The following is a 15,052-nucleotide window of genomic DNA, read 5'->3' on the forward strand; positions in this document are numbered from 1 at the left end:
CATGAGCGGCGCGGTGTTCCCCTGGCGCAGCGCCAACCGTTTCGAATTGCTGATCGACGGGCCGAATTTCTTCCCGCAGATGCTGGTGGACATTGCTCGCGCCGAGCGGCAAGTCGAGCTGGAGTTGTACCTGGTGGAAGCCGGCGCCTGCGCCGAAGCCATGGTGCAGGCGCTGGTGCTCGCCGCCGAACGCGGCGTGCAGGTGCGCTGCCTGTTCGATGATTACGGCAGCCTGGCGTTTACCCTCGGGCTGCGCAAACGCCTGACCGACGCCGGTGTGCAACTGCGCTTCTACAATCGCCTGAGCTGGCGCCGCTGGATGCGTAACCTGTACCGCGACCATCGCAAACTGTTGTTGATCGACCAGCGTGTCGCCTTCGTCGGCGGCACCGGCGTGACCGATGAATTCTGGACGCCGGGCAATGACAGCGCCGACTGGCATGAAGTCATGGTGCAGATCAGCGGCCCGTTGGTGCAGGATTGGCACGCACTGTTCGACCGCCAATGGCACGCCAACAACGCGCGCCGCGCGTGGAAACCTGCCACCCACTTCGGTTTGCCGCGTTTGCCCAGGGTGCCCGCCACCGGGCCGGGGCTTGGCCGTGTCGCGTATGCCGATGCCCGTCAGCACCGGGACATCCTGCAATCACTGATCCGTGCGTTGAACAGCGGCAAACAACGGATCTGGCTGGCAACCCCGTATTTTCTACCCACCTGGGGCGTGCGCCGCGCGTTGCGTCGGGCCGCAGGGCGGGGGGTCGATGTGCGCTTGCTGCTCACCGGCCCGCGCACTGATCACCCCTCCGTGCGTTATGCCGGGCACCGTTATTACCCGCGCTTGCTGCGTTCGGGTGTGCAGATCTTTGAATACCAACCGTGTTTTCTGCACCTGAAAATGGTGCTGGTGGATGACTGGGTCAGCGTGGGCTCGTGCAATTTCGACCACTGGAACCTGCGCTTCAACCTGGACGCCAACCTGGAGGCGTTGGACCCTGAATTGACGCGGGCGGTGGCGGGCAGTTTCGAGCGGGATTTCGCGCAAAGCCTGGCGGTGAGCCTGGAGGCGTGGAAGTCGCGGCCGTTGTGGCGGCGGGTGAAGCAGCGGGTGTGGGGGTGGATTGATCGGTTGGTGGTGAATTTGCTGGATCGACGCGGCTAGCCCGTCTCACTGTAGGAGCGAGCTTGCTCGCGAAGGTCGTTAACGATGACGCGTTCATCCTGGATGAACGCGTTGCCCTCAGGTTTTTCGCGAGCAAGCTCGCTCCTACAAGTGTTCTGGCTGTTACAGCAATTCGAAGGTCTGCTGCTGTACATCCTGGGAATCCAACCCGATCTGCACATTGAACTCACCCGGTTCCGCCGCGAACTTCAGTTGGGTGTTGTAGAACTTCAAGTCTTCCTCGGTGATGGTGAAGTGCAACGTGCGCTCTTCACCCGCCTTGAGCATGACCTTCTGGAAGTTCTTCAGCTCCTTGATCGGGCGGATCATCGAGCCGGCCACGTCCTGGATATACAACTGCACCACGGTTTCGCCGTCGACCTTGCCGGTGTTGGTCACGGTGACACTGGCGTCAAGCTTGCCGGTCTTGTTCAAGGTAGTGGACGACAGCGCCATGTCCGACAGACCGAACGTGGTGTAGCTCAAGCCGTAGCCAAATGGGAACAGGGGACCAGTGGTGTCATCGAAGTACTGCGAGGTGTAGTTGCCCGGCTTGCCCGGGGTGAACGGCCGGCCGATGGTCAGGTGGTTGTAGTAGGTCGGAATCTGCCCCACCGAGCGTGGGAAGGTGATCGGCAGTTTGCCCGACGGGTTGTAGTCACCAAACAGCACGTCGGCAATCGCGTTGCCGCCTTCGGTACCGGCGAACCAGGTTTCCAGGATCGCGTCGGCCTGTTGGTTCTCTTCGAGAATCGACAGGGGACGGCCGTTCATCAGCACCAGCACCAGCGGCTTGCCGGTGGCCTTCAGGGCCTTGATCAGGTCGCGCTGGCTTTGCGGGATGTTCAGGTCGGTGCGGCTGGAGGATTCGTGGGACATGCCACGGGACTCGCCCACGGCAGCGACGACCACATCGGCATCCTTGGCGGCCTTGACGGCCTCGTCGATCATCACCTGAGCAGGGCGGGTGTCATCCACCACTTCCGGCGCATCGAAGTTGAGGAAGTTCAGGTAGTCGACCACGGCCTTGTCGTTGGTGATGTTGGCGCCACGGGCATAGATGATCTTGCCTTTCTCGCCGATCACCGCGTTCAAGCCGTCGAGCAGGGTGACCGACTGTTCCGGTTTACCGGCGGCGGCCCAACTGCCCATCATGTCGATCGGCGCCTTGGCCAGCGGGCCGACCAGGGCGATGGTCGCGGATTTTTTCAGCGGCAGGGTGTTGTTCTGGTTTTTCAGCAAGACCAGGCTGCGGCGCGCAATATCACGGGCTTCGGCGCGATGCAGGCGACTTTCGGCGTAGGTGTCGGCCGGGTCATCCTCGGCCTTGCCGATGCGCAGGTACGGGTCCTTGAACAGGCCCATGTCGTACTTGGCGCCCAGCACTTCGCGCACGGCGTTGTCGATGTCGCTCTGTTCGATCTCGCCGGACTTGAGCAGGCCGGGCAATTCCTTGCCGTAGAGCGAGTCGTTCATGCTCATGTCGATGCCGGCCTTGATCGCCAGCTTGGCGGCTTCACGCCCGTCCTTGGCCACGCCGTGCTTGATCAGCTCGAAGATCGCGCCATGGTCGCTCACGGCAAGGCCCTTGAAGCCCCAGTCCTTGCGCAGCAGGTCGTTCATCAGCCAGGTGTTGGCGGTGGCGGGCACGCCGTTGATCGAGTTCAGCGCCACCATCACGCCGCCGGAACCGGCCTTGATCGCCGCGTGGTACGGCGGCAGGTAGTCCTGGTACATCTTGACCGGGCTCATGTCGACCACGTTGTAGTCGCGACCGCCTTCCACTGCGCCATACAGGGCGAAGTGCTTGACGCTGGCCATGATGCTGTCGGCATTCGCGGCGCTCACGCCCTGGAACGCCTTGACCATCACTTCGGCAATGCGCGAGACCAGGTAGGTGTCTTCACCGAAGCCTTCGGACGTGCGGCCCCAGCGCGGGTCGCGGGAGATGTCGACCATTGGCGCAAAGGTGATGTCGAGGCTGTCGGCGGCGGCTTCCTGGGCAGCGATGCGCCCGGAGCGGCCGATGGCGTCCATGTCCCAGCTGGAGGCCAGGGCCAGGCTGATCGGGAAAATCGTGCGGTGGCCGTGGATCACGTCGTAGGCGAAGAACATCGGGATCTTCAGGCGGCTGCGCATGGCCGCGTCCTGCATCGGACGGTTTTCCGGGCGGGTGATGGAGTTGAAGGTGCCGCCGATGCGGCCGGCGGCGATTTCCTTGCGGATCAGCTCGCGGGGCATTTCGGGGCCGATGCTGATCAGGCGCAATTGGCCGATCTTTTCATCGAGGGTCATCTGCTTGAGCAGGTCGCTGACAAAGGCGTCCTTGTCTTTAAGCGCAGCAGGCTTTGTTTCTGCCCATACGGGGTGGGTGGCCAGAGTGGCAACAAGGCCGAGCAAACACAGCTTCTTCATGAATATCCTTTTTCGGCTCACTGCACAGCGATAACGCTGATCGGCCAAAATGTGGGGAGCGTCTATTGTTGTTCGGGTGTTGTTCAGATAAATGCAGCACACTCTGAACTCTTTTTCGCGCTGGGCATCTTTGTAGCTGATTGGCTCGATGCAATCCAGTGGTGGCGGATTATGCCCCAAGCGCGCGGTGTATAGGGTCAGTCGTAACATTCCATCAAGATTGGGCAGGAGAAACACCATGCAAGCAGCACAGGGTTACCGCTGGGGCTTGAAAGCCGCAGCTTTGTTATTGATCAGCACGGTGCTGAGCGGTTGCGGCATCAACAACATTCCCACACTGGATGAACAGGCCAAGGCCGCCTGGGGCCAGGTGCAGAACCAGTACCAACGCCGCGCCGACTTGATCCCCAACCTGGTGGAGGTGGTCAAGGGCTACGCCGCCCATGAGCAAGACACCCTCACCGCCGTGATTGAAGCGCGGGCCAAGGCCACCTCGATCCAGGTGGATGCGAGCACCCTCGACAACCCGGAAAAACTCAAGCAGTTCCAGCAGGCCCAAGATGGCTTGAGCGGCGCACTCAGCCGCTTGATGGTGGTGTCCGAGCGCTATCCGGACCTGAAGGCCAACCAGAACTTCCTGGCCCTGCAATCCCAGCTTGAAGGCACCGAAAACCGTATCGCCGTGGCGCGCCGCGACTTTATCCAGGCGGTGCAGGCCTACAACACTGAGATCCGCACCTTCCCTGGCCGTCTGTGGCACAGCGTGATGTACAGCGACTTGCCGATCCGCGCCACGTTTGAAGCCACCAGTGCCGATGCCGATAAAGCGCCGCAAGTGAAGTTCAAATAAGGCTGCACTGAGGTGTCGATGCGTTTATTACGGATAGGCCTGGCGTTGTGGCTGTTGGCCTGCGTCGGTGCGGCCCAGGCGGCGCTGACCTTCCCGGCGCTGACCGGGCGGGTGGTGGACAACGCCCAGATGATCGACCCCGCCACGCGCCAGCAACTGACCCAGCAGTTGCAGGCACTGGAGCAGACGTCCGGCGACCAGATAGTGGTGGTCACCGTGCCCGACCTGCAAGGCGTGCCCATTGAAGACTTCGGTTACCAATTGGGCCGCGAGTGGGGGATCGGCCAGAAGGGCAAGGACAACGGCGCGCTGTTGATCGTCGCCCGCGATGAGCGAAAATTGCGCATCGAAGTCGGCTATGGCCTGGAAGGTGTGCTCACCGATGCGCAGTCGTGGGTGATCATCAACCAGGTGATTGCGCCGGCGTTCAAGGCCGGCAACTTCAGCAAAGGCATCAGCGACGGCGTGGCCGCGATGGTGCAGGTGGTGGGCGGCGAGCCACTGGCCGTGCCGGCCCATGTGGCGGATGCCAACTTTGCCAAGGATAATCCCGGGTTTTCCATCGGCTTGTTTATCCTGCTGATCGGCGTGTTGTGGCTGTGCAATCGCATGGGGCTGCCGGTGGGCGCTATTTTGCTGGCGATTCTCAGCAGCAGCGGCCGTGGCGGCGGCGGTGGGGGAGGCGGCGGTGGTTTCCGGGGCGGCGGTGGCGGCTTTGGCGGCGGCGGGGCTTCAGGCGGCTGGTGATGATAATAATGAGAGAGCAAGCACAACCATGGCATTACTGACTGAACACGAGCAGCGCCAAGTCGCGGAAGCGATCGCCCGCGTCGAGAAAACCACCGACGCTGAGCTGGTGACCGTACTGGCCGCCCGCGCCGATGACTACGCCTACATCCCGCTGTTGTGGGCCAGCCTGATCGCGTTGGTGGTGCCCGGCGTGGTGCATTACCTGTCGGGTTACCTGACCATGTACACCTTGTTGCTGGCGCAATGGGCGACGTTCATCGTGTTGTGCCTGGTGTTTCGCCTGCCCAAGGTCACCACGCGGTTGATCCCTCGTTCGGTGCGCCACTGGCGCGCGTCCAACCTGGCGCGGCGGCAGTTCCTGGAGCAGAACCTGCATCACACCCTGGGCAGCACTGGTGTGCTGATTTTTGTCAGCGAGGCGGAGCGGTACGTCGAGATCCTGGTGGATGACGGCATTTCCAAGCGGCTGGATGACGGCAGTTGGGATGTGATCGTCAAGGCGTTTACCCAGCAGGTGAAACAGGGGCAGACGTTGGCGGGGTTTATCAGTTGCATTGAAGCCTGTGGCGAGTTGTTGAAGGTGCATGTGCCGGTGACGCAGACCCGCAATGAGCTGCCCAATCGATTGGTGGTGCTGGAGTAAGGCGTACCGCTGGTCAAATAACTCCGTGCCCTGGCGGGCTATCCCCCCTAAAATGCCCGGCATTCCCTGCCCGAGGCGTTTTTGTTCATGTCTGTCACCGCTCAACCTGCCCGCCCTGCGCCGGATCATCACGCCCAGTTCATCGAACTGCTCAGCGCAAGCCTCGCGCAAAACGCCTTTATCAAGCTGGTGCTGGCCAAGTATGTCGGTGAGGAAGCCGAGTTGCAGCGGCTGATCATCAAGCCGGTCACGGTCAAGGAGCAGGCTTGCCTGTCGTTCGTCTACCGCTACAAGACCCGTGACATCACCAAGAATTTCCCGCAGGCCGAAGGTGTGGCAGCGATTGCCGCGTTGCTGCCGGCGCAGTTCAAGAACGCGCACCTGCTGTCGCTGACTGACGAAGCCCAGCTGGAATACAGCAAGAAGAACAAAAGCTCGCTGTTCAAAAGCAAGCCGCAGCAACTGCGTGAAGCGCCATCGGCTGAACATAACCGCGAGAAAAATCGCTTCCTCGACCTGAGCCGGCCGTTCCTCGCCGACCTGGGGGTGACGGACGCCAAGCAGGCGCTGATCCCGTCGATGTCGCGCAAGTGGAAGCAGATCAACAAGTTCATCGAAGTGTTCAGCCACGCGCTCACCTCGTCACCCTTGAAGCTGGACCAGCCGGTGCGTGTCGCTGACTTCGGCTCGGGCAAGGGCTACCTGACGTTCGCGATTCACGACTACCTGCGTAACACCCTCAAGGCCGAAGGCGAAGTGACTGGCGTCGAGCTGCGCGAAGACATGGTGACCTTGTGCAACACTGCCGCCGCGCGCCTGGAGCATCCGGGGCTGGTGTTCAAATGCGGCGACGTGCGCAGCGTGGCGCCCAGCGAACTGGACGTGATGATCGCCCTGCATGCCTGCGACATTGCCACCGACTATGCGATCCACACCGGCATCCGTTCCGGCGCGTCGATCATCATGTGCTCGCCGTGCTGCCACAAGCAGATCCGCCTGCAGATCCAGAGCCCGGTGCTGCTCAAGCCGATGTTGCAATACGGCCTGCACCTGGGCCAACAGGCGGAAATGGTCACCGACAGCTTGCGTGCGCTGTTCCTCGAAGCCTGTGGTTATGAGACCAAGGTGTTCGAATTCATCTCGTTGGAACATACCAACAAGAACAAGATGATTCTGGCGGTCAAGCGCGCCGAGCCGTTGGAAAACGCGCAATTGCTGGAGAAAATCCAGGCGCTGAAAGCGTTCTACCACATCACCGAACACTGCCTGGAAACCCTGCTGCGCGCGGATGGCTACCTGGGCTGAACACGCTCCCTCGTAGGAGCGAGCTTGCTCGCGAAAAAACTGAGAGCGCAGTGGGCTTTCAGGTTTTTCGCGTCATCGTTAACGATTTTCGCGAGCGAGCTCGCTCCTACAGGAGTCCGGTGCTGGCTGCACCGCTGTCTTGCGCCCCAGCATCACCGTCACGATCACGCCACAGGCAAACAGCCAGGTAATCGGCTCGATGTGTTCACCAAAGAACAGTGCCGAAAACGCGATGGTGAAGAAGATCTGCAACAGCTGAATCTGGCTGACCCGCGCAATCCCGCCCATGGCCAACCCCGCGTACCAGGCAAAGAACCCCAGGAACTGCGAGAACAGCGACACGTACCCAAACGCCCACCAGGCGCGCATGGAAATCGCCCCTTGATGCTGCGCCGCCAGGTACCACACCGGCCCGATCAGCACGGGCGTCGACAGCACCAGCGCCCAGCAGATCACCTGCCAGCCGCCCATCTCTTTGGCCAATCGGCCGCCTTCGGCATAACCCAGGCCGCCCACCGCGATTGCACCGAGCATCAGCAAATCACCGGCCTGGATACTGCCGGCCCCGGTGATCAACGCGTAGCTCAACACCAAGCCACTGCCCAGCGCCGCACAAGCCCAGAAGGCTTTCGACGGCCGTTCATGGGACAGCCACGCCGCGTACAGCGCCACGCACAGCGGTTGCAGGCCGTTGACCAGCGCGCCATGGGACGCCGGCAAGGTCTGCATGGCCCATGCCGACAGTACCGGGAAACCCAGGATCACGCCCGCGATCACCAGGCACAGCCCGCGCACCTGGCGCCAGGTCGGCCAGCGCTCACGACGCCACAGCAACAGCGCCGCCGCCGGAATCGCCGCGAACAACGCGCGGCCCAGGCCGTTGAGCAACGGGTGGATTTCCTGCACCACGATGCGGGTGAAGGGCAGGGTCAGGCTGAAGATGATGACGCCCAGCAGGCCGAGGGCCATGCCGGTGTTTTCGCGCGAGCTCATGGGGAAGAACCGAAATCTAGAGGGCTTCAAGGGAAGCCCATCTAGCCACATCCCCCGCCGATTGCGGGCCTACAGCTGGGTGCGGATTTATCCGTACAGTTTTTCAGAAGAAGCGGGTGATGCTGATCTTGGCATCACGGCCCTTGGTGTAGGCACGGTCGCCGCTCAGGGCCGGACGGAAGTTCTCGTTGAACAGGTTGTCCACGGTGAAGTTCACTTCGGTGCCTTTTAGGTAGGCCTGCTGTGGTTTCCATTTGGCGAACAGGCCCTGGGTGTTGTAGCGCTTGTTGCCGTACTGGTCATAGAACAGGTCGCCCACGCTGCTGCCTGGACCGCCGGAGTATTTGTCGCTGGGCAAACGCGAGGTCGCGCCGATGAACTGACCGGTCCAGCCCACCTGGGCGTCCCACGCCGGAATGTTGGTGCCGAGCACCAGTACCCATTTGGTCGGCGGGATATCCCGAGCCGCCACATCCGGGCCCCAGGGGTTGGTGTAGGCACCTTCATGGTCGCCCTTGGCATAGGCGAACGACACCGAACCGAACAGGTAAGTGGAGTTGTAGAACGATTCGAGCTCGAAGCCCTTGATAGTCAGGCCACCGATGTTGCGATAGTTGGACATGGCCCCCGGCGGGCAAGCGGTAGAAATGGTGCCGCCGTTGATGGCTTGGTTTTGGCAACCGACGCCGGTGGCCTTGAAGATTTCATCTTCGACTTTGTTGTGAAAGAAGGTGGTGCGCAGTTGCAGGTTGTCGTCGTGGGTGATCAGGTTGTCGAAGCTGCTGACGCTGCCCACGCTGATCGAGGTGATGCGCTCCGGGTCGAGGTCGACGCTGGTGGCGGTGCGGCTGCCCAGGCCTTGGACTTCGTACTGTTCATCGATCACCGGCGCGCGCCAGGTCTTGCTCCAGTTGGCGAACAGCCCGAGGTTCGGGTTGACGGTCCAGAACACTGCCAGGCGCGGCGACCAGCCGGTGTAGGTGCGGTCGCTGTAATCGTGGCCGAAGGACGGATCGGGGTTGCTGTAGTACGGCGCATCGTTGGCTTCGCCGCGGTTGCGTACGTGGTCGTAGCGCATCGATGGGGTGATGGTGACATCACCCAGGGTCACCGCATCCTGCACGAAGAAACTGTTGGTATCGACTTTGCCATGGGGCATGAAGCCCGGTTGGAAATGCCCGTAGTTGTAACGCGCGGTGTTGTAGGTGGTGCCGGGCATCCACATTTCGGTCTCGCGGATGTGCTTGCGGACTTGCCCGCCCACGGTGACGGCATGCTGCAACGGGCCGGTGTCAAACAGGCTGACGTTGCGCACGTCGAGATTCTTGTCGGTGTAGGCGGTGTCCATTTTGCGTCCGCCGGTGGCCAGTTGGAAAAACGCCGTGGCGTCGCGTTCGTCGGTCTGATCGGTGTTGGACTGGGAGTACTTGACGGTCAGGTCCACCAGCGGGTTGTCCAGGGGTGTGTATTCGTATTTGCCCGACCAGGTGGTGTCGACCGTGTCGCGATGGGCCAGAAACCGCTTCAACGCCGCTTCGTAGCCATAGCGGTCAATGTTGGCCTGGGTGGGCGGCGTCGGGTAGCTGGCCGCCGAGAACGGTGTCCAGCGGTCGCTGTGTGAACGCGAGTAGGACAAGCCTACAGCGTGCTCTTCGGTGAAGTGGGCGTTGACCTTGAACAGCTTGCCGTCGACATTCTGCGCGGAGTTCGGCAGGCGCTGGGGGTTGATCGGGTACTGATTGTTCTCGTTGGGCAGTTTGGCGGCGACCTTCATGTCGTCGCCGTCGCGCTGGGTCAGATAGGCCAGGGCGTCGAAACGGCCATCGTCGGTACGCCCGTATACGGCGCTGCTGTAGACCTGCTCATGGTCGTTGCTGGAGTAACCATATTTGAGCATCGCGCCACTGTTGCGACCGTCCTTGAGCAGGTCGGGCGCATCCTTGGTGGTCATGTTGACCGTACCGCCAAACCCGCCGTTGCCGGTGAAAGGCGAGTTGGGGCCTTTCTCCACCTCGATGCTTTTGATCAGTTCGGGCTCAATGAACACCGTGCCTTGCTGATAGCGCTCAAAGCCGCTCTTGGTGGCGCCATCGACGGTCAGCGGGACGTCTTCGGCATCGCCGAACCCACGGATATTGATGGTCTGGCCGCCAGGTTTCAGCGAGCCACCCTGGCTGACGCCGGGCAGGGTCTGCAACAGGCTGGGGATGTTATTGGACTGGTAACGGTCGATGTCTTCCTGGCTCAGGGTGGAACGGCCGACGGTGCTGGAGTTGACCTCGGTACCGGTGCCGATCACGCTCAGGGCGTCCAACTGGATCACGCCGCTGTTGGTGGTTTTGCCTTCATCGGGGCGCACGACATAGGTGCTGCCGACCTTGATCAAGGTGAACTCACCCTTTTTCAACAAGGTGCGAATCGCCACTTCCGGCGTGAAGTCGCCGTTGAGTGCCGGCGCCTGCACGTTTTTGAGCAATTCTTCATCGAACAGCAGCTGGATTTTCGCCTGCTGCGCCACCTGGCTCAGGGACGTGGCCAGTGACTGCGCTGGCAGTTGCAGCGTGAGCGAATCGGCCTGTGCACTGAGGCTCAATACCAGGCAACTAGCGATGAGCGTCGGTCGAAGAAACAGGTGCGAAGCGTGGCAAGGCGCGCGAAACATGAAATCCCCCGGTGTGGCCAAATGGCCGAAAAGGTGTGCGTATCAAACGCAGACCGGGGGAAGACGCGGCTGCTCGAAAAAACCACACCTGCGAATGCAAAATATTCTCAAATAAGAATTTTGCAGGCTTATTTACTTGGTTCGATGCGCACAATGCCATCGGCCGACGCCACGGTTTTCACCGGTAACAGGGCGGGCAGGGCGTTGAGCAGGGCGTCGGGGTCATTCACATCCAGATTGCCCGAAACCTTCAGGTGCGCCACGGCGTTGCTGACGTGCAGCGGTGCCTGTGGGCGATACAGGCTCAGCTCATCGATCAGGCTGGCCAACTCGCGATTGCGAAACGACAGATGGCCGCTGCGCCAGTCGGCAACCTCTTCGGCGGTGAGAGTCTGCTGCTGCAATGTGCCCTTGGCGTAGCTGAAGATTGCACGCTGCTGGGCGCCCAACAAGGTGATGGGGCTTTTGGCATCGGGCTCGAATGCGACCTGGCCATGGGCGACGCTGACCACCAGTTGCTGCTGGCTGCGCCGCACATCGAAGCCGGTGCCGACCACACGCACATTGGCCTCGCCCGCTTGCACGAACAGCGGGCGTTCCTTGTCGGCGGCCACTTCGAGGTACAGTTGGCCCTTGTCCAGGTGCACGATGCGCTGGTACGCGGTGAACTCCACCCGCACGCGGGTGTTGGCATTCACATACAAGGTGCTGCCATCGGGCAGATTGAGGGTGCGCATGCCTTTGGCGTGGGCTGCGACCTGGCTGTGATACAGCTCGCGGGGCGCGCCGATAGGCGTGGCCATGATTGCGCACAGCAAGGCGGCCGCCACGGCCAGGGCCGGGCGCCATACGGAAGGCTTGCGCTTGGGCAGCGCCACGGGTTTGTTCAGTTGCTGCAACTGGGCGAGGTCTGCCCACAGTTGCTCGAATTCGGCATAGGCGCGGGCATGGGCGGGCTCGGCTTGCCAGGCGGCAAAGGCCTTGCGGTTGGCACGCCCCGCGTCATTATTGCGGTTGCGGGCAAACCAGCTGGCGGCTTGGGCATCGATGGAGTCACTGTCCTCGATGTCGAGCATGTCGGTGTCGCTCAGGCGGTTCATTCTGGCTGCTCCGTGCCGGGTTCGTGTTGAAGGCGTCGCTTGCAATGCAGCAGGGCAAAGGCGATGTGCTTTTCCACCATGCTGGTCGAAATGCCCATGCGCTCGGCGATCTGCGCCTGGCTCAAGCCTTCGAAGCGGTGCAGCATAAGGGCTTCTCGCCTGCGGGGCGAGAGTTCGGCAAGGACTTCTTTCAACTGTTCCAGGCGTTGCAAGCGCTGCACGGCGGCCATGGGATCGTTTTGCTCGTCGGTGACAGGCTCGGCGTCCATTTCGGCCTGATCAGAGTGGACGGTGTGTCGTACCTTCTGTTTGCGCCAGTGATCACGCAGCAGGTTGCGCGCCATCTGGAACAGAAACGCCCGTGGCTGCTCGACCTTGGCCCGGTCGCGGTAGTCCAGCCACTGAGTGAAGACATCCTGGGTCATGTCCGCGGCGTCGCTGGCGTTGTCTGTGCGCTTGCGCAGGAAATACAGAATATCTGTATAGAACCCGCGAAAGGCATCGGCCGACAGCGGGTCGGGCTTGGGACGAGACATGGAGATCCTTCTTGACGAAGCACGACGTGGAGAAAGTCGCGAATGGTATCGAGAACCATTGTCATTTGTCTCTATTTTACGGATGTACACTGCAAAAAATGTGGGAGCGGGCTTGCTCGCGAAAGCGGTGTGTCAGTCGATTTATCCGGTGACTGGCACGCTGCATTCGCGAGCAAGCCCGCTCCCACAGGGGATTGTGGGTTAGCGCAGTAATGTTTTCAGTTGTTCGATCCCCACTTCACCCAGTGGGAACACCGGCAGACGCGGATCACCCGCTTCCAGCCCCGTCAAACGTAATCCCGCCTTGATCGTCGCCGGCAACCCACCCTTGAGGATGAAGTCCAGTAACGGCAACTGGCGGTAAAACAGCTCCCGCGCCTCGGTCAGGTCATTGGCCAACACTGCGTCATACAACGCCAGGTTGAGCTGTGGGATCAGGTTCGGCGCCGCCGTGCACCAACCCTTGGCACCCGCCGCGAAGGCTTCCAGCGCCAGCGGGTTGCAACCGTTGTAGAACGGCACGTCGCTGTGGCGATGCAACTGATGCATGCGCTGGATGTCCCCGGTGCTCTCCTTGACCATGGTCACGTTGGCCACCTGCTTGATGATGCGCAGGATCAGGTCCACCGACATGTCCGTGCCGCTGGTGGCCGGGTTGTTGTAGAGCATGATCGGCACGCCGATGCTGTCGCCGATCGCGGCGTAGTGGGCGATGATTTCCGCTTCGCTGAGTTTCCAGTAGGAGGTCGGCAGCACCATCACCACATCGGCGCCATTGGCCTCGGCGTAGCGGGCGCGGCGTACGGCTTTGGCGGTGGTGAGGTCGGACACGCTGACGATGGTCGGCACGCGCCGGGCGATTTTGGCCAGGCTGTAGGCGCTGACTTCGTCCCACTCGGCGTCGCTCAAGTACGCACCTTCACCGGTGCTGCCCAGTGGCGCGATGGCGTGTACGCCGCCGTCGATCAGGCGGTCGATGGAGCGGCCGAGGGCGTCGAGGTCAATGCGTTGGCCGTCGGCGCTGAACGGGGTGATGGTGTAGCCGATGATGCCGTGAAGGGTTGGGCTGGACATGGAAGGTCTCCGGTCAGAAAAGGGCTAGTCAGTTCAGGCAATCGGCGTGTTGACGCAGGTTCTGCCGGGCGTAGTAGTTGAACGCAGCGCCGTGACGCTTGGGCCGGGAGATCCAGTCATGGGCCTCGCGCCCCAGCTCCGGCAGGATCGGCTTGATGGTGCCGGCCGCCATCGCCAGCAACTGCAATTTGGCCGCGCGCTCGATCAACTGCGCGATGACACAGGCTTCCTCGACGCTCGCCCCGGTGGACAACTGACCGTGGTGCGAGAGCAGGATCGCGCGTTTGTCACCCAGTGCCGTGGTGATGATTTCCCCTTCTTCATTGCCCACCGGCACACCCGGCCAGGCCTCCAGGAAGGCGCAGTCTTCGTACAGCGGGCAGAGGTCCATATGGGACACCTGCAGCGGCACTTCCAGCATCGACAGCGCGGCGATGTGGGTGGGGTGGGTGTGGATGATGCAGTTCACATCCGGCCGCCCACGGTACACCCAACTGTGAAAACGGTTGGCCGGGTTGGGGATGCCGTGGCCTTCCAGTACTTCAAGATCCTCGTTCACCAGCAACAGGTTGCTGGCGGTGATCTCATCAAAACCCAGGCCCAATTGCTGAGTGTAATAGGTGCCCTGTTCCGGCCCGCGCGCAGTGATCTGCCCGGCCAGGCCGGAGTCGTGGCCGTTTTCGAACAGGATGCGACACGTGAGCGCCAGCTTTTGCCGGACGGTCCACGTATTATCCGCCAGGGTGTTTTGCATCTGGACCAGCGCTTGCTTGACCAGTTGGTCTTTTGGGAGTGCTAATGTCTTGGCCATATCGGGTGCCCTCGGTGTCTGCAAATGACACTAACGATGCTATATGACACTTTGTGTCATTGGCAAGCACAGCTCATCGCTTACTGCATGGATTAATCGCGGCGCATGTCTATCCGTTTGAAATTATTGAGAAAAAAACTTGGTGTGACGTTGGATGTCCTGGCCGAAAAGTCCGGGATGACCAAGAGTTACCTGTCCAAGGTCGAGCGCGGGCTGAACACGCCGTCGATTGCCGCCGCGTTGAAACTGGCCAAGGCGCTGAACGTGAAGGTCGAAGAGCTGTTCAGCGAAGACAGCGTCAGCCTCGACAACTACAGCCTGGTGCGCAGCCATGAACGGCCGGACACCTCACCGGGTTATGCGGTGCTGGCCCATCAGGTCAGCGAGCGCAGCCTGCTGCCGTTCATCATCTACCCGCCGGCGGAGTTCACCGACAAGACCTTCAAGGAGCATCTGGGGGAGGAGTTTTTGTTTGTGCATGAAGGTCAGGTCGAGGTGGATTTCATGAACGAACGGGTGATCCTGGAGCGCGGCGATGCGCTGCACTTCAATGCGCAGAAGCCCCATCGGTTGCGCTCGGTGGGGCCGGTGCAGGCACAGTTGCTGGTCGTGGTGCACAGCTCGGAAGAATGACCACGATACAGGATTGAAATAGGGGCCAGTGTGGGAGCGGGCTTGCTCGCGAATGCGGTGGGTCAGTACCTGATTTATTAACTGATCCACCGCATTCGCGAGCAAGCCCGCTCCCACATTT

13 protein-coding genes are annotated in these 15,052 nt (G+C 61.4%); 6 read left to right on the forward strand and 7 right to left on the reverse strand.

Going from position 1 to position 15,052, the window contains the following annotated elements; genetic code table 11:
• Position 1: 1 nt before the first annotated feature.
• Complete coding sequence (locus CI807_RS13880) at positions 2-1,159, forward strand: phosphatidylserine/phosphatidylglycerophosphate/cardiolipin synthase family protein (protein ID WP_095015040.1); 1,158 nt, start codon at positions 2-4, stop codon at positions 1,157-1,159.
• A 123-nt stretch (positions 1,160-1,282) separates the two neighbouring features.
• Here the strand turns inward: CI807_RS13880 and bglX are convergent, their stop codons facing one another.
• Complete coding sequence (bglX, locus tag CI807_RS13885; protein ID WP_095015041.1) at positions 1,283-3,574, reverse strand: beta-glucosidase BglX; 2,292 nt, start codon at positions 3,572-3,574, stop codon at positions 1,283-1,285.
• A 238-nt stretch (positions 3,575-3,812) separates the two neighbouring features.
• Here bglX and CI807_RS13890 point away from each other — a divergent pair, with 238 nt between their 5' ends.
• The 4 genes from CI807_RS13890 to CI807_RS13905 all read left to right on the forward strand — a co-directional run bounded on the left by CI807_RS13890 (position 3,813) and on the right by CI807_RS13905 (position 7,122).
• Positions 3,813-4,424 carry a LemA family protein gene (locus CI807_RS13890; protein WP_010212287.1) on the forward strand — a complete coding sequence of 204 codons (612 nt, stop codon included), beginning with the start codon at positions 3,813-3,815 and terminating at the stop codon, positions 4,422-4,424.
• 18 nt (positions 4,425-4,442) lie between these two features.
• A complete protein-coding gene (locus tag CI807_RS32020) occupies positions 4,443-5,171 on the forward strand; it encodes a YgcG family protein (protein WP_095015042.1) in 729 nt (242 codons plus the stop codon).
• Positions 5,172-5,199: 28 nt separating this feature from the next.
• Positions 5,200-5,817: a TPM domain-containing protein gene (locus CI807_RS13900; protein WP_028619297.1), complete on the forward strand. Its 618-nt coding sequence runs from the start codon at positions 5,200-5,202 to the stop codon at positions 5,815-5,817.
• An 87-nt stretch (positions 5,818-5,904) separates the two neighbouring features.
• A complete protein-coding gene (locus CI807_RS13905) occupies positions 5,905-7,122 on the forward strand; it encodes an SAM-dependent methyltransferase (RefSeq protein ID WP_095015043.1) in 1,218 nt (405 codons plus the stop codon).
• A gap of 78 nt (positions 7,123-7,200) precedes the next feature.
• Here the strand turns inward: CI807_RS13905 and CI807_RS13910 are convergent, their stop codons facing one another.
• The 6 genes from CI807_RS13910 to CI807_RS13935 form a co-directional block, all read right to left on the reverse strand.
• Entirely contained in the window at positions 7,201-8,115 is a 915-nt protein-coding gene (locus CI807_RS13910) for a DMT family transporter (RefSeq protein WP_095015044.1), read from the reverse strand.
• A 103-nt stretch (positions 8,116-8,218) separates the two neighbouring features.
• On the reverse strand, positions 8,219-10,777 hold the full coding sequence (locus tag CI807_RS13915; protein ID WP_095015045.1) for a TonB-dependent receptor: 2,559 nt from the start codon (positions 10,775-10,777) through the stop codon (positions 8,219-8,221).
• Positions 10,778-10,905: 128 nt separating this feature from the next.
• Entirely contained in the window at positions 10,906-11,877 is a 972-nt protein-coding gene (locus CI807_RS13920) for a FecR domain-containing protein (protein WP_095015046.1), read from the reverse strand.
• The gene (locus tag CI807_RS13925) at positions 11,874-12,413 is read right to left on the reverse strand and encodes an RNA polymerase sigma factor (RefSeq protein ID WP_016975119.1); all 540 of its coding nucleotides are present in this window, start codon (positions 12,411-12,413) and stop codon (positions 11,874-11,876) included. The genes CI807_RS13920 and CI807_RS13925 overlap by 4 nt, the downstream gene beginning before the upstream one ends.
• A 201-nt stretch (positions 12,414-12,614) precedes the next feature.
• Positions 12,615-13,487 carry a dihydrodipicolinate synthase family protein gene (locus CI807_RS13930; RefSeq protein WP_095015047.1) on the reverse strand — a complete coding sequence of 291 codons (873 nt, stop codon included), beginning with the start codon at positions 13,485-13,487 and terminating at the stop codon, positions 12,615-12,617.
• Positions 13,488-13,515: 28 nt separating this feature from the next.
• Positions 13,516-14,298 carry an aldolase gene (locus tag CI807_RS13935; protein ID WP_033902694.1) on the reverse strand — a complete coding sequence of 261 codons (783 nt, stop codon included), beginning with the start codon at positions 14,296-14,298 and terminating at the stop codon, positions 13,516-13,518.
• A 105-nt stretch (positions 14,299-14,403) separates the two neighbouring features.
• Here CI807_RS13935 and CI807_RS13940 point away from each other — a divergent pair, with 105 nt between their 5' ends.
• Entirely contained in the window at positions 14,404-14,931 is a 528-nt protein-coding gene (locus CI807_RS13940; protein ID WP_095015048.1) for a helix-turn-helix domain-containing protein, read from the forward strand.
• Positions 14,932-15,052 lie beyond the last annotated feature (121 nt).

Source organism: Pseudomonas sp. NS1(2017) (assembly GCF_002269425.1).
Classification (GTDB): domain Bacteria; phylum Pseudomonadota; class Gammaproteobacteria; order Pseudomonadales; family Pseudomonadaceae; genus Aquipseudomonas; species Aquipseudomonas reactans.